The 25,758-nt window shown below is 63.5% G+C and carries 23 protein-coding genes; 10 read left to right on the top strand and 13 right to left on the bottom strand.

The window, feature by feature from the left end; all coding sequences use genetic code 11:
- Positions 1–3: 3 nt before the first annotated feature.
- From NUH88_RS03385 to NUH88_RS03365, 5 genes are all read right to left on the bottom strand, one after another.
- Positions 4–1,254, bottom strand: coding sequence for a pentapeptide repeat-containing protein (locus NUH88_RS03385; RefSeq protein WP_257769972.1), 1,251 nt, complete (start codon positions 1,252–1,254; stop codon positions 4–6).
- Positions 1,255–1,342: 88 nt separating this feature from the next.
- Positions 1,343–1,693: a hypothetical protein gene (locus tag NUH88_RS03380; protein ID WP_257769971.1), complete on the bottom strand. Its 351-nt coding sequence runs from the start codon at positions 1,691–1,693 to the stop codon at positions 1,343–1,345.
- A gap of 156 nt (positions 1,694–1,849) precedes the next feature.
- Positions 1,850–3,106, bottom strand: coding sequence for a pentapeptide repeat-containing protein (locus tag NUH88_RS03375; protein WP_257769970.1), 1,257 nt, complete (start codon positions 3,104–3,106; stop codon positions 1,850–1,852).
- Between the two features lie 243 nt (positions 3,107–3,349).
- Complete coding sequence (locus NUH88_RS03370; RefSeq protein ID WP_257769969.1) at positions 3,350–6,544, bottom strand: efflux RND transporter permease subunit; 3,195 nt, start codon at positions 6,542–6,544, stop codon at positions 3,350–3,352.
- A 4-nt stretch (positions 6,545–6,548) separates the two neighbouring features.
- On the bottom strand, positions 6,549–7,670 hold the full coding sequence (locus NUH88_RS03365; RefSeq protein WP_257769968.1) for an efflux RND transporter periplasmic adaptor subunit: 1,122 nt from the start codon (positions 7,668–7,670) through the stop codon (positions 6,549–6,551).
- A 248-nt stretch (positions 7,671–7,918) separates the two neighbouring features.
- Between NUH88_RS03365 and NUH88_RS03360 the strand changes: the two genes are divergently transcribed.
- The 6 genes from NUH88_RS03360 to NUH88_RS03335 all read left to right on the top strand — a co-directional run bounded on the left by NUH88_RS03360 (position 7,919) and on the right by NUH88_RS03335 (position 13,771).
- Positions 7,919–8,848, top strand: coding sequence for a histone deacetylase family protein (locus NUH88_RS03360; protein WP_257769967.1), 930 nt, complete (start codon positions 7,919–7,921; stop codon positions 8,846–8,848).
- Positions 8,849–8,921: 73 nt separating this feature from the next.
- Complete coding sequence (locus tag NUH88_RS03355) at positions 8,922–9,176, top strand: exodeoxyribonuclease VII small subunit (RefSeq protein ID WP_372743578.1); 255 nt, start codon at positions 8,922–8,924, stop codon at positions 9,174–9,176.
- Between the two features lie 41 nt (positions 9,177–9,217).
- Complete coding sequence (locus NUH88_RS03350; protein ID WP_257769965.1) at positions 9,218–10,105, top strand: polyprenyl synthetase family protein; 888 nt, start codon at positions 9,218–9,220, stop codon at positions 10,103–10,105.
- A gap of 20 nt (positions 10,106–10,125) precedes the next feature.
- Entirely contained in the window at positions 10,126–12,045 is a 1,920-nt protein-coding gene (gene dxs / locus NUH88_RS03345) for a 1-deoxy-D-xylulose-5-phosphate synthase (protein WP_257769964.1), read from the top strand.
- A 5-nt stretch (positions 12,046–12,050) separates the two neighbouring features.
- The gene (locus NUH88_RS03340; protein WP_257769963.1) at positions 12,051–12,803 is read left to right on the top strand and encodes a TlyA family RNA methyltransferase; all 753 of its coding nucleotides are present in this window, start codon (positions 12,051–12,053) and stop codon (positions 12,801–12,803) included.
- 29 nt (positions 12,804–12,832) lie between these two features.
- A complete protein-coding gene (locus tag NUH88_RS03335; RefSeq protein ID WP_257769962.1) occupies positions 12,833–13,771 on the top strand; it encodes a DUF2806 domain-containing protein in 939 nt (312 codons plus the stop codon).
- A 79-nt stretch (positions 13,772–13,850) separates the two neighbouring features.
- Here NUH88_RS03335 and NUH88_RS03330 read toward each other — a convergent pair whose 3' ends face one another.
- Positions 13,851–14,126 carry a hypothetical protein gene (locus NUH88_RS03330; protein ID WP_257769961.1) on the bottom strand — a complete coding sequence of 92 codons (276 nt, stop codon included), beginning with the start codon at positions 14,124–14,126 and terminating at the stop codon, positions 13,851–13,853.
- Between the two features lie 120 nt (positions 14,127–14,246).
- On the opposite strand from NUH88_RS03330, the gene NUH88_RS03325 reads away from it, so the two are divergent.
- Both NUH88_RS03325 and NUH88_RS03320 read left to right on the top strand, forming a co-directional pair.
- Positions 14,247–15,188, top strand: coding sequence for a LysR substrate-binding domain-containing protein (locus NUH88_RS03325; protein WP_257769960.1), 942 nt, complete (start codon positions 14,247–14,249; stop codon positions 15,186–15,188).
- Positions 15,189–15,419: 231 nt separating this feature from the next.
- Positions 15,420–17,036 carry a BCCT family transporter gene (locus NUH88_RS03320; protein ID WP_257769959.1) on the top strand — a complete coding sequence of 539 codons (1,617 nt, stop codon included), beginning with the start codon at positions 15,420–15,422 and terminating at the stop codon, positions 17,034–17,036.
- 60 nt (positions 17,037–17,096) lie between these two features.
- Here NUH88_RS03320 and NUH88_RS03315 read toward each other — a convergent pair whose 3' ends face one another.
- The 4 genes from NUH88_RS03315 to pncA all read right to left on the bottom strand — a co-directional run bounded on the left by NUH88_RS03315 (position 17,097) and on the right by pncA (position 19,235).
- Positions 17,097–17,837, bottom strand: a complete 741-nt coding sequence (locus NUH88_RS03315; protein ID WP_257769957.1) for an SDR family oxidoreductase — start codon at positions 17,835–17,837, stop codon at positions 17,097–17,099.
- 55 nt (positions 17,838–17,892) lie between these two features.
- Positions 17,893–18,036 carry a hypothetical protein gene (locus NUH88_RS03310; protein WP_257769956.1) on the bottom strand — a complete coding sequence of 48 codons (144 nt, stop codon included), beginning with the start codon at positions 18,034–18,036 and terminating at the stop codon, positions 17,893–17,895.
- A 93-nt stretch (positions 18,037–18,129) separates the two neighbouring features.
- Positions 18,130–18,606, bottom strand: coding sequence for a type 1 glutamine amidotransferase (locus tag NUH88_RS03305; protein WP_257769955.1), 477 nt, complete (start codon positions 18,604–18,606; stop codon positions 18,130–18,132).
- Positions 18,606–19,235 carry a bifunctional nicotinamidase/pyrazinamidase gene (gene pncA, locus NUH88_RS03300; RefSeq protein ID WP_257769954.1) on the bottom strand — a complete coding sequence of 210 codons (630 nt, stop codon included), beginning with the start codon at positions 19,233–19,235 and terminating at the stop codon, positions 18,606–18,608. Before pncA ends, NUH88_RS03305 begins: the two co-directional genes overlap by 1 nt.
- A 218-nt stretch (positions 19,236–19,453) precedes the next feature.
- Between pncA and ggt the strand changes: the two genes are divergently transcribed.
- Complete coding sequence (gene ggt, locus NUH88_RS03295) at positions 19,454–21,151, top strand: gamma-glutamyltransferase (protein WP_257769953.1); 1,698 nt, start codon at positions 19,454–19,456, stop codon at positions 21,149–21,151.
- A gap of 108 nt (positions 21,152–21,259) precedes the next feature.
- Here the strand turns inward: ggt and NUH88_RS03290 are convergent, their stop codons facing one another.
- The 3 genes from NUH88_RS03290 to NUH88_RS03280 form a co-directional block, all read right to left on the bottom strand.
- Positions 21,260–22,177: a methionyl-tRNA formyltransferase gene (locus tag NUH88_RS03290; RefSeq protein ID WP_257769952.1), complete on the bottom strand. Its 918-nt coding sequence runs from the start codon at positions 22,175–22,177 to the stop codon at positions 21,260–21,262.
- A gap of 88 nt (positions 22,178–22,265) precedes the next feature.
- A complete protein-coding gene (locus NUH88_RS03285; RefSeq protein WP_444329685.1) occupies positions 22,266–23,933 on the bottom strand; it encodes a formate--tetrahydrofolate ligase in 1,668 nt (555 codons plus the stop codon).
- A gap of 213 nt (positions 23,934–24,146) precedes the next feature.
- Entirely contained in the window at positions 24,147–25,193 is a 1,047-nt protein-coding gene (locus NUH88_RS03280) for a DUF2817 domain-containing protein (RefSeq protein WP_257769950.1), read from the bottom strand.
- 152 nt (positions 25,194–25,345) lie between these two features.
- On the opposite strand from NUH88_RS03280, the gene NUH88_RS03275 reads away from it, so the two are divergent.
- Complete coding sequence (locus NUH88_RS03275; RefSeq protein WP_257769949.1) at positions 25,346–25,753, top strand: GFA family protein; 408 nt, start codon at positions 25,346–25,348, stop codon at positions 25,751–25,753.
- Positions 25,754–25,758 lie beyond the last annotated feature (5 nt).

The raw sequence follows: 25,758 nt of genomic DNA, 5'->3' as shown, positions 1-25,758 counted from the left end.
CGGTCAGGAATCGGTCAGAGCCCGGTCGAGCGCCGTGTCGGTGAACTGGGTCCCGACCGTCCGGGCACCTTTCAAGTCCGCTTCGGCGAGATTGGCCTCCTTGAAGCGCGCGCCGGAAAGATCCGCATTGCGGAGCTGCGCGCTTTCCAGATCAGACGGCCAGAACCGGCCGGTCGGATTTCCGTTGGCGTCCTTCAGTTCCACTGGATAGAGCAGGGCGCCGTTCAACTGCGCGTCGTTCAGATCGGCACCGATCAGCTTGGCGCCGGAGAGATCGCTGTCCCTAAGATCGGCCCGAGTCAATTTGGCGCCGGTGAGATCGGCCATCACGAGCTGGGTCCGGCGCATCTTCGCGCCGGTGAGGTCGACGTCCCGGAGATCGGCGCCCGAAAGATTGATGTCGCTGAGGTCGACATCTTTCAGGGTGGCGCCGGAAAGCTGCGCTCGCGTGCCGCCGCGTCCCTGCTCTTTGATCCAGAGTTCGTGGTCGTGCACGATATCTCGCAGCGAGCGGCTGCGATCCCCGCTTTCGGTCACCAGTTGCGCACCGGAGAGATCGGCGGTCGAGAGATTGACCCGCTCCAGGATTGCGCTGCTGAGATCGGAATTGGCGAAACTGGTTTCCGACACCAGGGCGCCGCGCAGGTTGGCGCCTTTCAGGTTGGCGCCGACGATCCGCGCCTTCGCGAGATTGGCTCCGGACAGGTCCGCGCCGGTCAGGTTCGCGCTCTCCAGATTTACGCCGGAAAGATTGGCGCCGCACAGCAGGGTGTTCTCGAGGTTGGCCCCGATCATGCTGGCATCGCTTAGGTCGGTACCCGAAAGGTTGGCGTCGTTAATGTCCGCCTCATCCATCGTCGACGAGGACATGTCCGAGCGGATGAAGGTCGGCCGATCGCCGGAGAGATCGTTGATGATCGCACCGCCGCGCATGTCGGCCTCTTTAAGATTGGCGCCGCCGAGGTTGGAGGCTCGGATGGTGGCGCCGCGCAGATCCGCGCGCATCAGCACGGCGTTCGTCAGGTCCGTGTTGTCGAGATTGGCGCAGAACAGGTCCGCATAGCTGAGGTCCGCACCGGAAAGGAACGTGTTCGAGAAATTCGTGCCGGAGAGGCGTGCGGACTGCAAATTCACGCGCGCGAGCTGGAAGCCCGTGATGTCGAGGCCGGACAGGTCGGCCCGGACGCCGCCCGGCTTCCTTTTCAGCCATTGCTCATGGCTCTCGATCGCTTTGAGAATATCGTCCGGCGTCATCGGTTCCGGCCACTTTCCAGGTCTGCGGTGCCGCGACCGAAGGGGCACGGCTGTGATTGGTAGAAAGCTTCTAGCAAGTCATAGGTCATCATGGCCATCCATCCACGATGATTCCGAGACATGGATTGGCGATTCCGCGGGACGGCCGGATGGTGTCCTCCACGCGGGCGTGGAGGCTCAGCCGCTCGCAATAGTTTTTGAGCGCCGAAAATCCGTTGGTCTGCGTGATGTCGTCCGGTGCGATGCCAGCTTCCCGCAGGCAGACGCTTTCCACGGGCGATTTGTCGGAATTGTGCAGCAGGTAAATTACAAAACCGCTGGCTCGCTGCCTGTAACCGTCTCCCCGCTGTTCGCGCACATCCGTGGCGACGCGGTCGATGAGACGCTCGATCTCGCCGCTCAAATGCGCAAGCTGCTCTGCTTTTTGCTCTTCACTCATCAATATGGGGCGATCCCCAATAGGCACCGTGCGATCGCATGACGGGGTTTCATGTTGCTGTCTGCATTCGCATGGTGAAGGGGCGACGGGTCAAGGGTTTTTCCATCTTGAACGGGTTCAGAGGCGGATACCGGCTTGTTGAATGCGGTGATCATTTCAGGTGGCCACCTTTTCGTCGTCGGTTTTCGCCGCATCGAGTTGATCCGTCTGAAACACCGCGTCTGTAAGGTTCGCTCCGCGCAGGTCGGCGCCGGAGAGGTTTGCCCCCGTCAGGTCCGCACCGGCGAGATTGGCGTTGTGCAGGTCCGCGCCTTTCAGGTTGGCCTGAACCAGTTTCGCTCCGGATAGGTTGGCCGGCCACTTTCGTCCCGTGACATTGCCCTGGGAGTCCTTGAGGTCGACCGGCGCAATGATGGCGTTGGACAGATCGGCTTCCGTCATGTCTGCCTTGGCCAGATTGATCCCCTCGAGAGTCGCTCCGCTCAGGTTGGTGCCTTTCAGGTTCGTCGAGGACAGGTCCGACATGACGAGCAGGATGTTCGAGAGATTGCCGCCGCTGATGTCGGCGCCGTGAAGGTCCGCGCCGGACAGGTTTACCGCGGAAAGGTCAATAAAGCTCAGATCCGCGCCTTTGAGAATGGCCCGGTCGCCGAGGCGTCCGTCCTCCCGGATCCAGACATAGTGCATGTTGAGCACTTCCCGGACTTCGAAAGGCAGAGAATCCTCATGCCGCACCATGTTCGCCCCGGTTACGTCGGCGGCGGCCAGATCGCAGCCTTCCAGGTTGGCGCCGGAGAGATTGGCGTGCTTGAGAATCGTATTGTCGAGCACGGCGCCTGCCAGATTGGCGTCCTGCAGGTCTGCACCGGAGAGATCCGCTTCCACCAGAATGCAGCCTGACAGATCTGCGCCCCTCAGATCGGATTTGCGCAGGTTCACGCCAGAGAGGTTGGCGCCGGCAAGGTGCGCTCCCGCGAGGCTTGCATTCGGCATGTTCGAATAGCTGAGATCGGCGCCCTGCTGGTTCGAGGTCGGACTGTCGCGGGTGCCGTCTTCGTCATCGGCGCCGAACATCAGGGTGCCGCCGCGGAAATCCGCACCAACGAGATTGGCCCCCTTGAAAGCGACATTGCGGATGCTCGCGCCCCTCAGATCCGCATTCTGGAGATCGGCATTTCGCAGATCTGCGCCGTCGAGCACGGCGCAGAACAGATCCGTATTGCTGAGATTGCTGCCCGAGAGGATCGTTTTCTCGAGGTTCGCGCCGGACATCTTGGCCGACTTCAGGTTGACTTTCTCAAGCGTAAAGCCGGCGAGATTGGCCCGCGCGAGATTGGCCCGCGCACCGCTTTGCGCACGACTGAGCCACTTTTCATGCTCGTCGAGAATATTTGCGATTTCTTGCGGCGTCATCTCAGAGAGCCATGTCCCATTTCCTTGCAGTCATTCTGACCGCGCAATTTAATTACTTCGATTTTCATCCGGAACAATAGCGGTCGCGTGATCCGGGTGGAAGCACGAAGAAGGTGGCAGCATTCAAGAAAAAGACTGCGATCCCAACAAAATGAACCCGGAATACATTATAGCGCCAGCACATAATAATTGATTAATGAGAACCGATATTTCCGGTTGGCTGCTGTCGCCGCCCCATATCCTCTATTCGCCCGCCGGCTTGGCGGCTGCTTCCGGTTTGGACGCTGGCTGGTGACCGGTTTCGAGCAACCCGACGGTCAGGGACAGCAATGGCGGGATGATCGCAAGCGTCAGGAGCGCGGAGAGCGCGAGTCCGCCGATCACCACTGAGCCGAGCCCGCGGTAAAGTTCGGAGCCGGCACCCGGGAAGATAACGAGCGGCAGCATTCCCAGGACACTTGTCAGTGTGGACATGAAGATCGGCCTGATCCGGTTTCGCGTCGCTTCTATGATCGCGGCACCGGGATCCATCCGGTCTTCCCGGATATGATGCAAGGTCTGATGCACCAGCAGGATCGCGTTGTTCACCACGATACCGATCAGGATGACAAACCCGAGCAGCGTCAGCATGTCGAGATTCTGGCGTGTGAAGAGATTGAGGGAGGCGAGGCCGACCACGCCGCCTGCGGTCGCGAGCGGGACCGAGAAAATGATCACGAGCGGATAGAAAAAGCTCTCGAACAGCACCGCCATGACCAAATAGACAATGACGAGGGCCATAACGAGATCGAGCACCATCTCATTCCAGGTCTGTGCCAGCTTGTCGGCGGTGCCGGACATACGAATGTTGACGCCGGGCGGTAGTCCTTCCTCCCGCATCGGTGCGATGACCTCGTCGCGCATCTTGTTGAGCGCAGCTTCAAGGGGCATTCCGGACGGCGGCGAGACGACGAGTGTAATCGTGCGCAACCGCTCGACATGGCGGATTTCTGTCGGGCCCGTCGTGACGATGACGTCGGCGAGCGAACCCGCCGGGACGATCTTGCCTTCGCTGGTGACGACCGGGAGGTCGCGTACCCCCTGAGTTTCCAGGATATGCTTGTCCGGTCCCTGCAGGGTGAGGTCAATTCGGTCGCCCTGCACGGTGATCTCCGCGACCCTGACCCCGTCATTGTAAGCATCCACGGTGACGCCGAGATTACGGGCGGTGACGCCGTTGTCGGCGAGCAGGGTGCGGTCCGGCAGAACCCGCACTTCCGGTGCGCCGAGAGAGAGAGACGGCTGTGGCCGGATCTGTGTACCGCTCTCTCTCGGGAATGCCTGGTTGACCCTCAGGAATGTTGTTTGCGCCACCTCGGACAGTTCTTCGAGTTCGCCACCTGAGATGTCGAGGTCGATTGCGCTGGTTCCGCCGATGCCCCGGCCGAAAAGGGAAGTCTGCCGGAAGAACCCGAAAGTGCCCGGTTCCGAGAAAAGGGAGCGGCGCAGGACCGGGATCAGTCCCTTTGCCTGCAGCGGGTCGACCGCGGCGGCGCCGACGATCACGTTGGCCCGGAAGGCGACGAAGAAGAAGCGGGAGAGCATCGGCGTGCCGTCTTCCGCGTTGGTCCGTGTCTCTTCGAAATCCCAGAGCGGCTTGGTCGCGTTCTCCAGTTTTTCGGCGATACCGGCCATGGTGTCGAGATTGTAGCCCGGTGGCGGCTGCACGAAGCCGATCACGAGATTCCGGTTGCCGTCCGGAAGGTAGTCGAGCTCGGGAAGCATGGCCCAGGTCACAGCCACACCCCCACCGGTCATGCCCGCGATGACCGCAATGGCGAACATCCGGTTCCGCACCACGGCTCTGGTCTGGCGCAGCGCCACATCAACGAAAAAGCTGGCGAAGCCGTCGATCAGCGGAATCCGCCGGGAGGCTGAAATCTCCGCCACGTCTTTCTTGAGCAGGCGGCTCGCCAGCGCGGGAACGACCGTCGCGGAGACCAGGAGGGAAAGGCAGACCGCGACCGATATGGCAACGGCGATATCCCGGAAAAGCTGGCCGACTTCGAGTTCCATGACGAGGATCGGGATGAAGACCATCACGGTGGTGAGCGAGGAGACGAGAACGGCGCCCCAGACCTGCTGCGCGCCGAGATACGAGGCCTCGCGTTGGTCGAAGCCGTTCTGGCGCAGCCGGAAGATGTTCTCCAGCACCACGATAGCGGCGTCTACCACCATGCCGACGGCAAAGGCGAAACCGGCAAGCGAGATTACGTTGATGGAGCGCCCGAGTGCGGCCATGGCGACGAAGGAGCCTATGACCGAGACCGGGATCGCGAGGCTGACAACAAGGGTTGCGCTGCCGCTGCGCAAGAAAATGTAAAGCACCAGCGCGGCGAGCATGCCGCCGACCCAGATGTTCTGGCGCACCAGCTCGATCGCGGAATCGATATAGGTGGTTTCGTCGTAGACTTGCAGGATGCGGAGGCTGCGACTTGCGAGGACGCCGTCATTCAGCTCCTGCAAGGTTGCGCGCACCTCCTCCATGACTTCGATGACGTTGGCGCCGGTCTCCCGGTACATCGGGACGGCGAGCGCCGGTACGCCGAACTGCCGGATCCGCGCCACCGGCTCCTTGTAGCCCATCTGGACGTCCGCGACGTCCGCGACCGTGACCCGGGCGACGCGCCCTGTCATCGGGTCCTCGACGGAGCGGAGCACGACGCGGTGCACATCCTCCATCGTTTCGAAATCGCCTTCTGTGCGAACGACATAGCGGCGCTTGCCTTCCTCGACAGCGCCTGCGGAGATTGAAGCGTTGGCCTCGCGCAGAGACTGCAGCACGTCCGGGATGGTGAGCTGATATTGCGCTAGCAGCTGTGGGTCTACGATGACCTGCATCTCGCGCTCGGCCCCGCCATAGACACGGGCCTCGCCGATCCCCGGGATGCGCTCGATCCGGGACTTTACGTAGTCTTCCGCGAAATCGCCGAAAGTGTGGATCGGCGTGTCGTTCCCGTCGTTCCGGAGGATGACGGCCCAGGCGATTGCGTTGTCCTCGGAGCCGGAGGTTTGGAAGGTCGGCTCATCGGCTTCGTCGGGATAGCCGCCGACCCGGTCGAGCCGGTTGGCGACCAGCAGAAGCGCCTTGTCCATGTCGTTGCCGGGCGTGAATTCGAGCTCGATCCGGCCGCGCCCGTCTTCCGCGCGCGAAATCATGGACTCCAATCCTTCCAGGCCGCGGAGTTCGTCTTCCTGCCGGTTGATGATCTCCCGCTCGATCTCCGCCGGGGCGGCACCTCCCCAGTTCGTTGTGATTGTGATGACCGGACGGTTGACGTCCGGTGCCAGCTGGATCGGGATATTCACCAGTGCGACGATGCCGAACATCACGACCATCAGGACGACGGCGATGACGGCGACGGGACGCTCGATGGAGGCGCGGATCAGGCCGTCCATGACGTCACCCCTTCACCTGGACGGCGACAGGCTGCCCGGGACGCAGGCGCTCATTGCCTTTGATGACAACCATATCTCCCGCGGCCAGGCCCTCAATCACCTCAAACCTGTTGCCGAGGGATTCGCCGATCACGATGGTGCGCGGTTCGACCTTGCCGTCCCGGACGACATAGACACGTGGTTTCGCCCGGTCGAGGAGGAGCGCGTCCTTGTGGACGCTGATCACCTGACGAACGGTTCCGACCGGAATGAAGACGGTAACGCCCTGGTTCTCCGCAATGTGGACCGCATCGTCCGGGAGGTCTGTCGTGAACCTCACGGCGCGGGTGCGGGTGCGGGGGTTCTCTTCCGGAATGATGGCCCTGACGGCTGCTTCGATGCGTTGGCCGTTTTGCAGTTCGGCCTCCACCAGAACACCCTGGGCGAGTCCGGCGAGGCGATTTGCGGGGACGTCCGCTTCGATCTCGAGCGCCTCGTCATTCATCATGGTGACGATCGCTTCGCCGATCTGGACATGGTCTCCGGCCACCACGTGCCGCGCGAGAATTACGCCGGAATAGGGCGCCCGGATCGCCGCGTCGCTGAGAGCGATCTCGGCCAGATCCAACTCGGCCCTGGCGCGCGCGGTCTCCGCCTCGCCTTCGGCGAAGCTTGCACTCGCCGCTTCCAGATCCCGTTGGGCATCTTCCAGGGCGTTCTTGCGGAATGCGTTCGAGCCACGCAACTGCTCGGTCCGGGCGAGAGCTTGCTCCGCCTTCGCCCTGTTGGCGAGCGCGCGCTCAAGTTGGGCGTCGGCTTTTTTCAGCGCCGCTGCCCTGAGGCTCCGTTCGGCCCGGAGCCGGCGATCGGACAGGCGGGCGAGGATATCGCCTTTCTCGACCCGGTCCCCGGCACGCACCGTGACGGCTTCGACCCTTTCTGAGACCCGCGTTGCGACGGAACCGAGTTCGATGGCGACGAAACGGCCGGTCGCCGGCGCGGTCTGGGTCAGCGGCTCCTCGCGCACCTCGTCCGCCTCGACGGGGCTGGCCTTGCTCTGTGCATTCGCCGGAGAACCGGCGGCTATCATGGCCAGCAGGAGCGCTGGAACAATATTGCAGCGCAGTGACATCAGGACAGCCGACATTGAGCACATGCCTTCCGACAATATTTGGTGAAACGATCCGTGGCGGTAAGCGCGTCGAGAGCAGCGGGGCGACGAACAAAATTAACGCCATTTTGCCGGGCACCGATCCCGACTGCAATCAATTCTAAGATGGTGCCATGCCGCAGCGCGGCAAGATGACTCTGGCAGGTCGTCCGCGCTTCTTGCTAAGAACGGGGAAGGCGAAGAATGCGGCGCCGCAATAGATAAAATGTTGGGGAGGGACTGGCGTGGGGACGATCTTATACACCCATTCGGATTGTTTCGGGCATGACCCGGGGCGGATGCATCCCGAGCATCCGGCGCGCTTGAAGTCGATCCTGAACGCGCTTTCCGCCGATGAGTTTTCGAGCCTGGACCGGCGCGAGGCACCGAAAGCGACGGTCGAGCAAATCGCGCGCGCCCATCCGCAGGATTATGTCGAGTCGATCCTTGCCGCGGTTCCGGAGAGCGGCGAGCGGCATCTCGACGGCGACACCGTGATGACGCCCGGGACCGGCGATGCGATCCTGCGCGGGTCCGGGGCGGTGTGCGCCGCTGTCGATGCGGTGCTCGGCGGCGCGGCGAAGAACGCTTTTTGCGCCATGCGTCCGCCGGGACACCATGCCGAGCCGCGTACGCCGATGGGGTTCTGCTTTTTCAACCAGATCGCTGTCGGGGCCGACCATGCCCGCGCCGCGCACGGCCTGCGGCGGGTCGCGATCGTCGATTTCGACGTGCATCACGGCAACGGCACCCAGGCGATCTTCGAGGCCGACGGTGGTGTCTTCTATGCATCGACCCATCAGACGCCGCTCTTTCCCGGAACCGGCAAGGCCAACGAACGCGGCGTCGGCAATATCGTCAATGTACCGCTGCCGCCGATGGCCGGTAGCGAGGAGTTCCGGGCGGCGATCTCGGAGATCATCTCTCCGAAGCTGATCGAGTTCCATCCGGAGCTGCTGATGATTTCGGCCGGGTTCGACGCTCATATCGACGATCCGCTGGCGTCGCTCTGCCTCACCGAAGAGGATTTCGCCTGGGTTACCGAAGAGCTGATGCGCGTTGCCGATCTTGTCTGTGACGGCAAGATCGTTTCCGTGCTTGAGGGCGGTTACGACCTGGAGGCGCTGGCGCAGTCGACGGCGGCGCATGTCCGCACGCTGATGAAAGCGTCCTGAGGCAGGCGCTTTCGCCCGCCCGGACTTGTCTCTCAGCCGGGCGGGAATTATGGTCTGGCATGGTCCCGAGGAGATGCATGTGAGCGAAAACATATCCGCCGAAATCGGCGCTCTCAGCTTCGAGGAAGCGCTGGCGCAGCTCGAGGAGATCGTCGGCAAGCTTGAATCCGGAAACGGAACGCTCGACGACGCCATCAACGCCTATGCGCGCGGGGCGGAACTGAAGGCGCATTGTCAGAAGAAGCTGGACGAAGCGCGCATGAAGGTTGAAAAGATCCGGCGTCCCGACGGCGAGGGGGCGGTTTCCGCCGAGCCGTTCGAGGCCTGACCCGCTTTTCCCATCGACACTGAGCAGGATCGATATCGGACATGACCGAGCTTAAAGACGCGATCGCGAGCTGCGCCCGCGAAGTCGAGCGCGTGATGGAGTTCCTGCTGCCGGAGGCCGACGATGCCGAGGCGCGCCTTTTCGAGGCCATGCGCTATTCCTGTCTCGGTGGCGGCAAGCGTCTGCGGCCTTTCATCGTCGTCGAATCCTGCAAGCTGTTCGCCGTCGACCCGCGTTGCGCCTACCGCGTCGGGGCGGCGCTCGAATTCATGCATTGCTATTCGTTGATCCACGACGATCTGCCGGCGATGGATGACAGCGACCTGCGCCGCGGGCGGCCGAGCTGTCACAAGAAATTCGACGAGGCGACCGCCATCCTCGCCGGCGACGCGCTACAGGCGCTGGCCTTCGAGGTGCTGTCGGCGGAGGAGACGAGTTCGGACGCATGGGTCCGGGCGCAGCTCGTCGCCGGGCTCGCCCGGGCGGCGGGCGGCACCGGAATGGTCGGCGGCCAGATGATCGATCTGCTGGCGGAGGAGAAGGAGATCGATATCGGAGCGATCACCCGCCTCCAGCGCATGAAGACCGGCGAGATCTTCGCGTTTGCGGCGACGTCCGGCGCGATCATGGGGCATGGCTCAAAGCGTCATACCCATGCGCTGCATTCCTTCGCGCAGGAGCTCGGTCTCGCTTTCCAGATCGCCGACGATCTGCTGGATTTCGAGGGCGATTCGAACACCACGGGCAAGCCGGTGGGACAGGACGTCGCGGCCGGAAAGTCCACCTTCGTCTCCATTCTCGGTCCGGAGCGGGCACGTTCCCAGGCGAAGCTGCTGGCCGATCAGGCGGCCCGTGCCCTTGATTTATTCGGCGAACGGGCAGACCTTCTGAAGCAGGTCGCCGCTTATGTCGTTGATCGCACCCATTAAGCCAGCGCGCTGATTTGGATATGCCTGACCGCAGAACACCGCTTCTGGACCGTGTCGACGTTCCCGCCGACATGCGATCTTTCTCCGACGCCCAGCTGAAGCAGCTGGCCGAAGACCTGCGCCGCGAAACCATCGACGCGGTCGCCGTCACGGGCGGCCATCTAGGCGCCGGACTCGGCGTCGTCGAGCTGACGGTGGCGATCCACAACGTTTTCGAGACGCCGCGCGACAAGGTGATCTGGGATGTCGGCCATCAGGCTTATCCGCACAAGATCCTGACCGGTCGCCGTGATCGCATCCGCACCCTGCGCCAGGGCGGCGGCCTCTCCGGCTTCACCCGGCGGTCGGAGAGCGAGTACGACCCGTTCGGCGCGGCGCACAGCTCGACCTCGATCTCCGCCGGCCTCGGCATGGCGGTCGCGCGCGATCTCAAAGGCGAGGACTTCAACGTCGTCGCGGTGATCGGCGACGGCGCGATGAGCGCCGGCATGGCCTACGAGGCGATGAACAATGCTGGTGCATTGCGCAATCGCATGATCGTCATCCTGAACGACAACGACATGTCGATCGCGCCGCCGGTCGGTGCGCTCAGCGCCCATCTCTCGCAGCTGATCTCTTCCAAGCCGTTCCGGAGCTTCCGGGATTTCGCCAAGCAGATCGCGCAGAACCTGCCGAAGCCGGTGGAGGAGACCGCGCGCCGGGCGGAGGAGTTCGCGCGCGGTATGGTGACAGGCGGGACCCTCTTCGAGGAGCTTGGGTTCTATTATGTCGGCCCCGTTGACGGGCACAATCTCGACCACCTCCTGCCGGTCCTGCGCAATGTGCGCGACATGGATCGGGACCGCCCGGTGCTGCTCCACGTCGTGACCGAGAAGGGCAGGGGCCATCCCTTCGGCCAGCCGGCGGCGGACAAATACCACGCGGTGCCGAAATTCGATGTCGTCACCGGCGAGGTGAAAAAGCCGGTTTCCAACGCGCCGAGCTATACCTCGGTTTTCGCCGGCGCGCTGATCCGCGAGGCGGAGGAGGACAGGAGCATTGTCGCGGTCACCGCAGCGATGCCGTCCGGCACCGGTCTTGACAGGTTCGCGAAGGCGTTCCCGGAGCGCAGCTTTGACGTCGGCATCGCCGAGCAGCATGCCGTGACCTTCGCCGCCGGCATGGCCTGCGAGGGGATGAAGCCCTTCACCGCGATCTACTCGACCTTCCTGCAGCGCGGCTACGACCAGGTCGTCCACGACGTCGCGATCCAGAAGCTGCCGGTGCGTTTCGCCATCGATCGCGCGGGCCTCGTCGGTGCCGACGGGGCGACACATGCGGGGGCCTACGACCTTGCCTATCTCGGCTGCCTGCCGGACTTCGTCATCATGGCTCCGTCTGACGAGGCGGAACTCGTGCACATGGTCGCTACTGCTGCGGCGATCGACGACCGGCCGAGCGCCTTCCGCTATCCGCGGGGCGAGGGTGTCGGTGTCGAGTTGCCCGCACGCGGCGACGTGCTGGAAATCGGCAAGGGGCGTGTCGTCCGCGAGGGTTCCAAGGTCGCGCTACTGTCCCTCGGCTGCCGTTTGCAGGAATGTCTGGCGGCGGCGGACGACCTGGCGGCGCGCGGTCTTTCCGCGACCGTTGCCGATGCCCGCTTCGCCAAGCCGCTCGACCGGGATCTGCTGCGCCGGCTCGCAGCGGAGCATGAAATGCTCGTTACCGTCGAGGAAGGCAGCATCGGTGGCTTTGCCACCCAAGTGATGCACGCGCTCGCCGAGGAAGGTCTGCTCGACTCCGGTCTCAAGGTGCGTCCGCTGGTGCTGCCGGACCGCTTTATCGACCACGACGCGCCTGACAGGCAGTATCACGAGGCCGGCCTCGATGCCGCGGGGATCGTCGGCACGGTCCTGGCCGCGTTCGGCGTCGACGAGGCTTCCGCTCCCGCCCGCGCCTGACGCCCATGCCCTCCGAAACGCCTTCCGAACGCCTCGATCTGGCGCTCGTCGCCCGTGGTCTGACGGAGAGCAGGAGCCGCGCGCGGCATCTGATCGAGAGTGGCGAGGTTACCGTCGACGGTGTGGTCGTGACCAAATCGGCGGCGAAGGTCGCCCCTGAGCAAGTCTTGGCTCTTGCCGAAACGGCCCACAGCTGGGCTTCGCGCGCTGCTTTGAAACTGGTTGGGGCCCTTGACTTGTTCTCGATCGATCCCGCCGGCCAGATCTGCCTCGATATCGGTGCCTCCACCGGCGGCTTTACCGACGTTCTACTCGCACGCGGTGCCGCGCGGGTTCATGCCGTCGATGTCGGTCACGGCCAGTTGGTCCGGCGTCTGAGGGAGGATCCCCGGGTCACAGTCTACGAGCATCTGAATATCCGGGATCTGACGCCCGCGCAGCTTGGAGAGCCGGTGGGCCTGATCGTTTCCGACGTCAGTTTCATTTCTCTGAAACTGGCATTGCCGGCGGCGCTTGCCTGTGCCAGCGAGGGCGCGACACTGGTTGCTCTGGTCAAGCCGCAATTCGAAGTGGGGCCGGGGCGTGTCGGTAAGGGGGGGATCGTGCGTGACGAAGCGGTCCGGCGCGAGGCGCTGGACGGGATCGTGGGCTGGCTGGAACAAGAGGCAGAGTGGACCGTCGTCGGAACTGCCGATGCTCTGATTTCCGGGTCTGACGGAAATCAGGAATATTTAATTGCAGCGCGGAAACCGTGCTAGGCTTCGCGCTCCAACGGAAGGCGCCGCGTATGACTGAAGCAGATCGCAAGACGCCGGCCACGCGTCGGACGGCAAGCCGGACGAAAAAACCGGATGCCCAGACTTTCGATCCCGCATGCCTGCGATTCAGCGAAATGCTTGCCTACGGCCTCGGTGCGAGCGGTCGACTCTGGCTCGATGCGGTGCGGGGCGGCGTGGACCGTGACGAGGACGGACTTGCGGAGCGGGCGGCGGCACGCGTCAATGAACGGGACCTGCGGCGGCAGAAGAATATCGAGGCGATCTTCTCGCTCGCCATGACTATGCTGAAGGACAATGCCGAGCCGGACGGGCATGTGGACCCGGACTGGAGCGTCCGCTTCATCGAAGCGGCGGCCGATTGCGGCGACAGGGCCGGCCAGGAAATGTGGGCGGCGCTTCTCGTGCTTGAGGCGGAAGAAAGCGGCAGCGTACCGCCCGTAACCTTCCGGGTGATGAGTATGTTGAACCGCAGCATGATCCGTTGGGTGGCGATCCTCGCGAAATTCCGGATCAATAATTTCCTCGTCCGGCTTTCCGACGAGTTTTTCGGCGAGCGGGAACTGACGGGAGACTGCATCCTGCTTCTCGAGGAATACGGGCTGCTCCGGACGAACCGCGATCTCAGCAAGGTCTTCTCTTCGCAAAAGCAGGATTGTTTCTCCACCAATCTGCTTTATGCCGACAAGGTCGTTAGGATCAGCCATGACGACCCGGGGGCGGATCTGACTCTCCCCTGCTACAGGCTGAGCGAGGCGGGTACGGCCCTGACCCGTGCGGCGGGGCGTCTTTCGCGCGTTGAGGCGGATCTGGATTATCTGCTGGAGATCGTGAAGCTGGTCGAGGTCCAGGGCTACACGGTGGCACAGGCGGATATCCTGTCGCGCACGTCCGAGACCATCGTCTCGAAGCATTCCCCCTTCTGCGAGCTGCGCACTCTGAAGCGCTGAATGCCCGGAAGCGGAGATGAAAAAACGGGCGGTGCGAGAGGCACGGCCCGTTTTTCGATTTTGAAGACTGTCTTTCCGGTCATGCAGGCTGGCGGCGCGCACCCGCTTCCGTTTCGACGATCGTCAGCGCGTTGCAGAGCAGCTTAGCCTCCTGAGCGGTCAGCTTCGCGTTGCGGGACAGGCGCCGGAGCTGTTCGGCGGCATCGCCGAGGCCGGCGAATTTGCCGGGCGCGTTGTCGACGGGTTCGGCATGGTGCGGCGCGCGGGTCTGGTGGCGGGCGAATTCCTTCCAGACGGTCACATCATGGGTCAGGCCGCCGGCCCCGTTCAGAAACAGGTAAAGTGCGTTTTGCATGATTTATCCTCACGTTTGACAGGGTGTCCAACTCTCGTTGTTGGTTAGGAATATCGGACCACGAGGCGAAAAGAACAAATGATTGATTCTCACCTTTTATGTTAGATATATTTACATATTATGGCGAGAAATCTTCCCCCTCTGACAGCTTTACGCGCCTTCGAGGCCGCGGCTCGGCTTGGCGGTGTTTCGAAAGCGGCGGACGAGCTCAACGTCACCCATGCGGCGGTCAGTCACCAGATCAGGGCGCTCGAAGAGTGGTTCGGGCTCGCTCTTTTCGAGAGGGCGGGACGAAGTATCCGGCCGTCCGACGCGGGCAGGAGGCTGTTGGCGCCGGTCTCCGCCGCGCTCGACACTATTTCCGATGCCGTTGAGGAGATCTGCGACGACGCAAGCCAGCACGTGCTGACCGTCTCCTCCGCCCCGTCCGTTGCCTACAAGCTTCTGGTGCCGCGGCTGGCCGGGTTCACGGCACTTGAGCCGGATGTGGAGGTGCATCTGCATCACTCGGTCACGCTCTCGAATTTCACCACGGACGGCGTAGATGTCGCGTTCCGGTTCGGCCGGGGCGATTGGCCGGGCACGGTCACGAAGCTGCTCATGCCGGGATATGCGCAACCGCTTGCCAGTCCGATCCTGCTTGAGCGTGAGGGGATATCGCTTTCTGATCTGCCGCTATCGCCCGAGCGGATCGCGCAATTGCCGCTGCATCACGAGGACACGACCATCTTCTGGCGCACCTGGTTCGACGCGGCCGGTGCCGGGGGGACGCGCTTCCGGCGCGGGGCCGTCTACTATGACGCGGCAACCATCCTGAATGTCGCGGTCGCGGGCCAAGCCGCCGTGCTTGCTCGGCCCGCGCTTGCCCTTGATGAGCTCAAAAATGGAATGCTGGTGCCTCTTTCCGACGTCAGGATTGATGAGGATGCGGGGTACTTCCTGGTCTATCCGCGAGATAAAGCGTCCGATCCTCTGATCTCCGCATTTGATGAATGGGTAATGTCCGAGCTTGCCCAGCCGGTCCCGACGGAGACCGCAAGCGCCGCGAACCCAGCCTCCTGATCTGATCGAGATCAATCGCCATTGGCGTGTAAATCAGGCGTCGGAATTAGAGAAAGTGTCGCAAAGCGGACATTGGCCGCTCTTGCCCGGGAACATTCTGGGAGGCAGTCGCGTTTCCTAATACGCGTGCACGCGAGGCTACGCGTGTCGGCCTGGTTTCGGTCTTCGTGTCCAGGCCCTGCTATGACACTGAGAGGCCTGCCGGTTCGCCGGCGGGTCGGGGGAGGCATAATGACGGACGTAGCTGACCGCACCCCGGACGGGGATGCGAATGTCATCGATACAGATTACGAAATCGGCCAGCACAACATTCAGCCGCAAGTCGGTCCTTTCGGGATGGACATCCACAATCCGGTCTTCGCGATCTCGGCCGGTTCCATCATCCTGATGGTGTTTTACACGCTGGCCTTGCCGGAACAGGCCGGCGCGTTTTTCGGGTGGCTCCGGCCGACGCTGACCTCCGGCTTCGACTGGTTCTTCCTGCTTGCCGGCAACGTCTTCGTCCTGCTGACGCTGGCGCTGATCGTCTCGCCGCTTGGCAAGATCCGGCTCGGCGGGACCGAGGCGACACCCGACTATTCCTATCCCGGGTGGTTCGCGATGCTGTTCGCCGCCGGCATGGGCATCGGTCTGATGTTCTACGGTGTTTCTGAGCCGATCTCGCATTTCTCCTCGTCTATCGCCGAGGGGGCGGGCGCGCCGGACAGTTGGGCGCCGCTTGCCGGTGCCGCCGGAGATGCGGCGGAAGCGAAACGCCTCGGCATGGCGGCGACGATCTTCCATTGGGGCCTGCATCCCTGGGCGATCTATGCCGTGGTTGCACTGGCGCTGGCCCTCTTCGCCTATAACAAGGGGCTGCCGCTGAGCATCCGCTCGATCTTCTATCCGATCTTCGGCGAGCGGGTCTGGGGCTGGACCGGGCATGTCATCGACACGCTCGCTGTCTTTGCGACCCTTTTCGGTCTCGCCACCTCGCTCGGTATCGGCGCGGAACAGGCCAACGCGGGCCTCAAATTCCTCTTCGGCATCCCGGCGGACAACACCTCCAAGGTCGTCCTGATCAGCGCGATCACGGGCATTGCCCTGATCTCGGTTTGCGCGGGTCTTGAGGCCGGGGTGAAGCGGCTCTCCGAGATCAACATGATCCTGGCGATCCTGCTGCTCGGCTTTGTGATCGTCTTCGGTCCGACACTTGCGATCGCGACCGGCTTCTTCAGCAATCTTGGCGCCTACCTCGAATATCTGCCCGCGCTCTCGAATCCGTTCGGGCGGGACGATGCGAACTTCTCCCAGGGCTGGACCTCGTTCTACTGGGCATGGTGGATCTCCTGGTCGCCGTTCGTCGGTATGTTCATCGCCCGCGTCAGCCGCGGCCGGACCGTGCGCGAGTTCCTGTTCTGCGTGCTGATCATTCCGTCTGTCGTCTCCGTGCTCTGGATGACGGCTTTCGGTGGCACCGCAGTTTCCCTGTTGGAGGGCGGCTACCAGGCGGTCGCGGACGCGCAGCTGGAGTTGAAGCTCTTCACGATGCTGGAGCAACTGCCGCTCGCCGGGATCACCTCCTTCATCGGGATCGTGCTGGTGATCGTGTTCTTCGTGACCTCGTCCGACTCCGGCTCTCTGGTGATCGACACCATCACCGCCGGCGGCAAGGTCGACGCTCCGGTCCCGCAGCGGGTCTTCTGGGCCACCTTCGAGGGCATGGTTGCGATCGCGCTGCTGCTCGGCGGCGGGCTCGGGGCCCTGCAGGCGGCCTCGGTCTCGACCGGTCTGCCTTTCGCGGTCGTGCTGCTGCTCGGCTGTGTATCGCTGGTCAAGGGGCTGATGAGCGAGCCGAAGGCGAAGTAAGCTTTTGCGATATTAACGGCAACCGCCGGGCCTTTGGTCCGGCGGTTTGTTTCTGTGTGATCAGACCCGCGTCGGATGAACGACGATTTGCGAGACGTTCACGCTTTCCGGTGCCGTCATCGCGTAGAGAATCGCGCTTGCGATATCCTCGGGCTCCAGCAGGCCTGGCGCCTTGTCGTAGAAGGCTTCGGCCTTGCTGCCATCGCCCCAGCGGCTCTCCGCGAACTCCGTGCGGGTCAGGCCCGGGAGGATCTCCGTTACCCGGATGTCGCTATCGCCGTAGTCCTTGCGCAACCCGTCCGTGAAGGCGCGCACGGCATGTTTTGAGGCGCTGTAGATGCTGCCGCCTGGATAGGTGATCAGTCCGGAAACCGAGCCGAGAGTAACGATATGGCCGGTGCCGCGGGCCGTCATTCGGTCGATCACCGCGCGGCAGACACGGATCGTGCCGTTCACGTTCGTTTCGATGATATTCGCCCAGGTTTCCGCATCCGCCTGATCGAAGCGTGCCCTCCCGCCGACATCGTGACCCGCGCAGACCACGGCACCGTGGATATTGCGCCAACCTTCGGGCATGCGCTCGACCATCGAGGAGGTCGAGTCCGGATCGGCGACGTCGAGCTGAAGGGGCAGGCAATGGCCTGGCCGGTCCTTCGCAAGCGCTTGCAGGCGGTCCATCCGCCGGGCCGCGGCGATCACCCGTGCGCCTTCGGCAAGCAAGCGCTCCACCGTTGCCGCTCCGATGCCGGAACTGGCGCCTGCAACCAGCACGATTTTGTCCTTCAGATCGAACCGTTCCATCCGTCTGCAAACCTTCTCCCGTTTCAAGAGAGCTTCGCGAAGCCCGGACGGGGGGTCAAGAGCGCTCAGTGGCGACGAGGTCGATCCAACGGTCGGTGAACCGGTCGCAGAATGCGAGGGCATCCGGCTCATGGCGCTCCAGCATTGCAGGGAGGGAGGTGCGCCAGTCCGGAACGCACTCGTCGAGATAATCGGGCACGGCGGAGCTCCAGCGCTCGGCGAGCTCCCGGTCGACTTCGAAATGGAACTGCGTGCCATAGCTGACGGCGCCGACGCGGAAGGCCTGGTTCTCCTAGTTATTGCCGGTAGCGAGCAGAGTGGCGCCGGGCGGCAACTCGAACGTGTCCGAATGCCACTGGAAGATCGGCACCCCGGGGTCAAGCAGGGACATCAGCGGATCGTCGCGCCCTGCCACACTCGGCGTGATCGGCTCGTAACCGAACTCGAGCGGCTGGGCCAGGATGTTTCGGCCGCCATGGGCACGGGCGAGGAGCTGGGAACCGAGGCAGATCCCGAGCACCGGACGGCGCGCACGGTCGAAGGTGCGCATCAGTTCCAGAAGCTCCGGGAACCAGAGCGAGCCTGCATCGTCCAGCGCGTCCTGTGGGCCGCCGAGTACGATCAGCGCGTCATGCCCGTTCGGCGTGGCAGGCAGGGTCGCACCGTCAAAGGCCTGGCGGATATCCAATTCGACATTCCGCCGCGCAAGGGTCTTGCCCATACGGCCGATGTCGGTGCCGGCGACATTTTCGACGATGAGGACGCGCATCAGCCGAACGTCAGGTTGCCACTGGTGGTCAGAGTGACGCCGGCCTCGCGCATCGCCGCCTTCGCAGCGTCGAGAGAGCCGTCGAGATCTATCGCGCGGCAGCCGTCCTCGGCGAGGGTGACGGAAAAGCCGAGTTTCGCCGCGTCGACGGCAGAAAAGCGGACGCAGAAATCGGTCGCAAGACCGGTCATGACGAGTTTGCTGATCCCGCGATCCTTCAGATAACCCGCGAGACCCGTGGTCGTCTCATGATCGTTCTCGAAGAAGGCCGAGTATGAGTCGATTGCGCTGCGGAAGCCCTTGCGGACAATCAGGTTCGCCTTGTCGGTGACGAGGTCCTTATGGAAGGCGGCGCCCTCCGAGCCCTGAATGCAATGGGGCGGCCAGAGGACCTGCGGGCCATAGGGCATCTCTATCAGGGAAAAGGCATCCTTGCCCGGATGGTTCGAGGCAAAGGAGGAATGGTCCGCCGGATGCCAGTCCTGGGTCAGCACGATTGTCTCGAACTTGTCGATCAGCGCATTCGCTACCGGGACGACGGCATCGCCGTCCGCAACGGCGAGCGCGCCGCCGGGACAAAAATCGTTCTGGATGTCGATGAGGATCAGCGCTGTATCGGGGCCGGTCATATCTGAATGTCTCCGCCTGAATAGCCGGGAGGGAGTACGGAAGGGACTATATTTACAGGCTTCCGAGCGCTGGAGGAAAGCGGCTGTTGCCGCAAGCCGTCACAAAGAGGGTATTTCGTCCGTTCGACCGAACTCGTTCGCATTCCGCTCGATTAAGAGAGCGTGCCGGAAGGTATAGGTAAATCCGATAGCAGTCTTGCAGGCGAGAGGATCGCGCAATGGAAACACCGGCCGGGATCAATGCAGCGGCCTGGGAACAGGTGCGGATGGGCGCGCAGGGCGCGGTGGTGACTAACCATCCGCTCTCCTCTCTTGCGGGGATGCGGATCCTGACGAATGGTGGCAATGCGGTCGACGCGGCGGTCGCGATCGGCTTTGCGCTCGGTGTCACGGAACCGCAGGGCTCCGGCATCGCGTCCGACGGTTTCCTCATGGTCCATATGAAGGAGGAGAGGTCGGTTTCGATCGCCAACGGCACCGGGACCGCGCCGCTCGGCGCGACGCCGGAACGCTTCGCCGGCGGGATCGTCGATAGCGGCATCCTCTCCGTTTCCGTGCCCGGCGTCTGCGATGCGCTCCTCGCGGCGCACGACCGTCATGGGCGCCTGCCGCTCGCCGACTGCATCCAGCCCGCCATCGAACTTTGCCTCGAGGGCGTTCCGCAAAGCCATTTCCAGTGCCGCCTCGCGGCGTCCCATGATCTTCTTCACAGCTTTCCTGCATCGGCGGCGATCTTCGCTCCGGACGGCGTGCCCCTGCAGCCGGGGCAGATTCGGCGCAATCCGGATCTCGCGAAGACCTACAGGCTGATCGCAGAGCACGGACGGGACGTCTTCTACGAAGGGCCGCTGGCAGATGGCATCGTCGCCTTTTCGGAGCAGGCCGGCGGCCTCCTGACGAAGGAGGATTTCACGGCGTTCCGGATGCAATGGCAGGAGCCGATATCGACGACCTACCGCGGGAGAACGGTCTACGAAGCGCCGCCGAACTCGTCCGGCCATGTTCTGCTGCAGGAACTGAATCTGATCGAGCATTTCGACATGGCCGCGCTCGGTCTCCATTCGGCGGAGGCGATCCACGTCATGGCGGAGGCGAAGAAACTCGCGTTCGCCGACCGCGAGGCCTATCTCGGCGATCCCGATTTCGTCGATGTGCCGATCGAGGGACTGCTGTCGAAGGAGTATGCGGCCGAGCGGGGCAGGCTGATCGACCCCGAACGCGCAGCCGGGAAGGTCGCCGCAGGCGATCCTTGGGCGTTTCAGGGCGCAGCGCCCCGATCCGCCGGTGCGCCGGGAGGCGGGCTGCGAGAGACGCGTTCCGAAACCACGCATTACTGCGTCGTCGACCGCTGGGGCAATGCGGTGGACGGACTGCAAAGCCTCTCCGGGCATTTCGGCTCGCAGGTGGTGTGTCCGGGAACCGGAATGCTGCTGAACAACCGGATGAATTACTGGCATCTCGATGCCGGTCATCCAGACCTCCTGACGCCCGGCAAGCGTGTTCGACATACGATGAACCCGGTCATGGTCTTCGACGGACCGGCGGAAGAGGGCGGCGCCCTCAACCTCTGTTGCGGCACGCCCGGGGCCGACATGCAGGTCCAGGTGAACATGCAGCTGATCTCGGCGATCTACGATCACGGGCTCTCGGTGACGGAGGCGATCCACGCGCCGCGCTGGACCCATATGCAGGCGGGCATGAGCTCCAAATATCCGCACGAGAACAAGGACGACATGACCGCTGAGTCCCGGTTCGGGGAGGATGTCCTCGCCGACCTTGGGGCGCGCGGGCAGCCGGTGCGCGCGGTCGGTCCCTGGGGTGGCGGCGCCAGCGCCGGGGCGATCCAGGTCGGCGCGTTCGGCAGCTACCTCGCCGCCTCCGATCCGCGCCGGGACGGGCAGGCGCTGGTCTTCTGAGATCGCTTTCCCGCGGATCGCGATCCACAAAAGAAAAGGCCCCGCCGTAGCGGGGCCAGAGGGATCTCCGGGCCGGCTGGTAAGTGGCCCGGGGGGTAGATCAGGGTGTCAGGTGCCGAGCTTGGAGCCGACCTTGAGGTCCATCTCGGCGGCGAATTCCTTGGCCGAGACCTTCTTGCCGCCGTCGTAGCGCACGCGCTGGACGAGGATGCCCCCGCGGCCCGCATTGACGACGAAACCGTCATCGGTGATGGCGCAGATCCGGCCGGTGCGGCCGGCGCCCTCGGCGGGCTGGCTGTCGAAGATCTGCAGCTCCTTGCCGTCCAGCGTGGTCCAGGCGCCCGGCTGCGGGTTGCAGCCGCGGATCTGGTTGTAGACTTCAACCTGGCTGCGGTTCCAGTCGATCTGGCCGTCCGCCTTGCGGCACCAGCCTTCGTAGGTCGCCTTGGACTCGTCCTGCGGGGTGTGCGGCGGGTTGCCGGCGCGGATCAGGTCGATGCTCTCAAGCACCGCCTCGATGCCGAGCGGGAAGATCTTGTCGAAATAGACCGAGCCGAGCGTGTCGTCCGGAGTGATCTCGACTTCCTTCTGGACGCAGATATCGCCCTCGTCGAGCCCGTCATCCGGATAGAAGATCGTAAGGCCGGTCTTCTCGGCGCCCCAGATGATCGGCCAGTTGATGGAGGAGGGGCCGCGATGCAGCGGCAGGAGGGACGGGTGGAAGCAGAGCGAGCCGTGCTTCGGCACGTTCCGCGCCTCTTCCGGGATGAAGATGATGACATAGGCCATCATCATCAGATCGGCGTTCCAGCTCTTCAGCTCCTCGATCACTGCCGGATCCGAATAGTCCGCCGGCTGGCGCACTTCGAGACCGTGTTCGAGAGCGGCTTCCTTGACCGGGTCGACCGGGCGGCCTTCCTTGTCCGGTGCGGTATAGACGGCGACGACCTCGTCCTCGCCTTTTTCCAGAATGGCTTCGAGCGCGGCCTTACCGAAGGCCTGCTGCCCGTTCAGGATAATGCGCATGTCGCTCCCTCCCCACCGCCCGGCGCGCTCCGGACGGGTATGTTTGACTGACGGAGCGGGGACGGTCGCCCCCGCTCCTCAAGATGTATCAGAAGAGACCTTCGATCTGGTCCTGATCGTTCAGGGTGATCTTTTCGGCCGCCGGGACCCGCGGCAGGCCCGGCATGGTCATGATGTCGCCGCAGACCGCCACGATGAACTCCGCACCGTTCGACAGCCGCACCTCGCGGATCGGAAGGGTATGGCCGCTCGGCGCGCCCTTCGCGTTCGGGTCGGTGGAGAAGCTGTACTGGGTTTTGGCGATACAGACCGGGAACTTGCCGGCGCCGAGCGCCTCGAAGTCCTTGATCTGGTTCAGCACCTTCTGGTCGGCCGTGACGCCCGCCGCATCGTAGATGTTCTTGGCGATGGCCTCGACCTTCTGCAGCAGGCCGAGATTCTCGTCATAGAGCGGCTTGAAGTCGGCGCTGCCGCCCTCGACCAGCTCGACGACCTTGTTCGCGAGCGCCTCGGTGCCGGCGGAACCGTCGGCCCAGTGGGTGCAGACGATCGCCTCGACGCCCTCGGAGGCCAGTTCCTTGCGGATCGCCTCAACCTCGGCGTCGGTGTCGGTGATGAAGCGATTCAGCGCGACCACGACCGGGACGCCGAACTTCTTGGTGTTCACCACGTGGCGCTTGATGTTCGAGGTGCCTTTGACGACCGCGGCGATATTCTCCGTGCCGAGATCGTCCTTGGAGACGCCGCCATGCATCTTCAGCGCGCGGACGGTACCGACGATCACCGCGGCGGCCGGCTTCAGGCCCGCCTTGCGGCACTTGATGTCGAAGAACTTCTCGGCGCCGAGATCCGCACCGAAGCCGGCCTCGGTCACGACATAGTCGCCGAGCTTGAGGGCGGTCTTGGTCGCCATCACCGAGTTGCAGCCATGCGCGATGTTCGCGAACGGGCCGCCATGGATGAAGGCCGGGTTGTTCTCCAGCGTCTGAACCAGGTTCGGCGCCAGCGCGTCGCGCAGCAGCACGGTCATCGCGCCGTTGGCGTCGATCTCGCGGGCATAAACCGGCTTACGCTCGCGGGTATAGGCGACGATGATATTGCCGAGACGGCGCTTCATATCCTCGAGGTCGGTCGAGAGACAGAAGATCGCCATCACCTCGGAGGCGACGACGATGTCGAAGCCGTCCTCGCGCGGGAACCCGTTGGCAACGCCGCCGAGTGAGTTGGCGATCTGACGCAGCGCGCGGTCGTTCATGTCGAGGCAGCGCTTCCAGGAGACCCGGCGCTCGTCGATGCCGAGCTTGTTGCCCCAGTAGATGTGGTTGTCGATCATTGCCGCGAGAAGGTTGTTCGCGGCCGCGATGGCGTGGAAGTCGCCCGTGAAATGCAGGTTGATGTCTTCCATCGGCACGACCTGGGCATAGCCGCCGCCGGCGGCGCCGCCCTTCATGCCGAAGCAGGGGCCGAGGCTCGGCTCGCGCAGGCAGATGATCGCATTCTTGCCGATCCGGTTGAGCGCGTCGCCGAGGCCGACCGAGGTCGTGGTCTTGCCTTCGCCGGCCGCGGTCGGGTTGATGCCGGTCACCAGCACCAGCTTGCCGTCGGGCTTGTCCTTCAGGGACTTGATGTAGTCGAGGTCGATCTTGGCCTTGGTGTGGCCGTAGGGCTGGAGCGATTCAGCGGGAATTCCAAGCTTGTCGCCGATCTCCATGATCGGCTTCATTTTCGCTTCGCGAGCGATTTCGATATCGGACATGACCATGGTCTGTAAGGCCTCCCCTGGCGTGATGCGACTTCCGAGGCCCTTCAAACAGGCCCGTCATCTTTGTTCTTGGTATATTGGTATACCAAGTACCTGATGGCGTAAACGAAAGTTTTCGGTCCCCGGAAATGGATGCGATGAAGCGTTGGAATTTGGTCGCGCCCGCGTGCCGGCGGCTGTCCGGTTTCCGACCAGTTCTGGACCGTGCTAGTCGGCAGTAGGGGCGGAAGTGTCTGAAAGTTCGTTGAGAACGGCCCGCGTCGCCGCGATGCCCTGACTGTAGACTGCTTCCAGCCAGGCCGGATCGTCGCAGAACAGCGCATCGCGTAGTTCCGCCTTGATTTTGCGGCCGAGCGGTGTGTGAGGATGACCGTAGAATTTCAGCCAGGTATCGGCGCGGTGGCAATTCACGACCTGGCCGATCGGGAAGGTGCCGAACTCGAGAATCACTTTGATGGGCGGTGCGGGGCAGGCGACATCGTCCAGAACGTCGCAGGCGACATGCCGTATTTTCGAGGAGGCCGCTCCCTCGCGCGGCGCCGCGTCCCGGCGCATCACCTCGAGGGCACCGTATTCGCCGAGCCCCGTATGGAGGTCGACGATGGCGAGCCGCTCGGCGCCGGCGCCGTGACGGGCGACGGTGTCGGCGAGATTGGCGATGGTCCAGCTGCGTGACGAGCCGCCGTAGAACAGGCCGTCCGGATGGCTGTACTGGCCGGCGAGAACGTTCCGGCTGAATTTGCCGAAGCCGTTCTCGGCGATATAGGCAGCGATTCTGGCTTCGGCTTCATCCCGTTCCGGATCCTCCCAGACGGCGGGGCAAAGTGCATCGTGCAGGGCGTCGTAATCCGGGTTATCGGGCAGCGGATCGAAGGAGACGAGGTTGTTGCGATTCGGATCGACATTGTTCTCGTCCGTCCGCGTCATGGAAGCCGATCCATGCGGATTGACGGCATGGATGAAGATTGCGGCCATGTCGCCGGGAAGCCAGCTTTCGATCTCCTCGATCAGGCCGAGCTGGATGCCGGAGCCGGTCGTCAGCTCGGTGCCGTGCAGGCCGGAGCTGATGAAGAGAACGTGGCGCGCCTTGTCGGGACCGATCCGGACCGTGTCCGTTGCGACCTCGGCCGGGAAATCGCCGCTCAGCGGATGGATCGCGGTTTCGATCTCGTGTCCCTTGGCGGCCGCAGCCCGCAGAAAGCGGTGGCGGGCGGTGAAGTAAGTGTCGGAGAAAAGGCTGAGGAAAGCGGTCATGGGAAGCCGGGCCGGAGGTGCGCGCGATTGTTAACGAATAGGTCTGCCGACCGTTCCTGTCCATTGCCGAAAGGGCACAACAGGAAGGTTGACAGGGTGTGAACAAAAAACGAACATCCCGCCCGGTTTGACGGCAGGCGAGGGAGCCGGAAATGGCGAATGGTGAGAGAGTACGGGAAGGCGAGTGCCTCTGCGGGGCTGTGCGCTTTGAAGTCGTCGGTGACCTTGGTCAGGTGGTGGCCTGCCACTGCTCCATGTGCCGCAAGCAGACCGGGCATTTCTGGGCCTCGACCGATGTGCGCAAGGATGCGCTCACGGTGACGGAGGCACGCGGTCTGAAATGGTACCGTTCGAGCCCCGGCATCCGGCGCGGATTCTGCAGCGAATGCGGCTCGACGATTTTCTTCGACCGGGACGAGGGGCAGTCGATTTCGATCTCCGGCGGCGTCCTTGAGGGCGCGACCGGTGTCGGGACCCGGGCCCATATCTATTGTGCGGACAAAGGCGATTATTACGAAATCGCGGACGGCGTTTCGCAGTTTCCGGCAAGCGACCGCTAGCTCCG

The sequence above is a fragment of the Nisaea acidiphila genome (assembly GCF_024662015.1).
Lineage (GTDB): Bacteria > Pseudomonadota > Alphaproteobacteria > Thalassobaculales > Thalassobaculaceae > Nisaea > Nisaea acidiphila.
The sequence above is the reverse complement of the archived record's forward strand: the minus strand, read 5'-3'. Positions and strand labels throughout refer to the sequence as shown.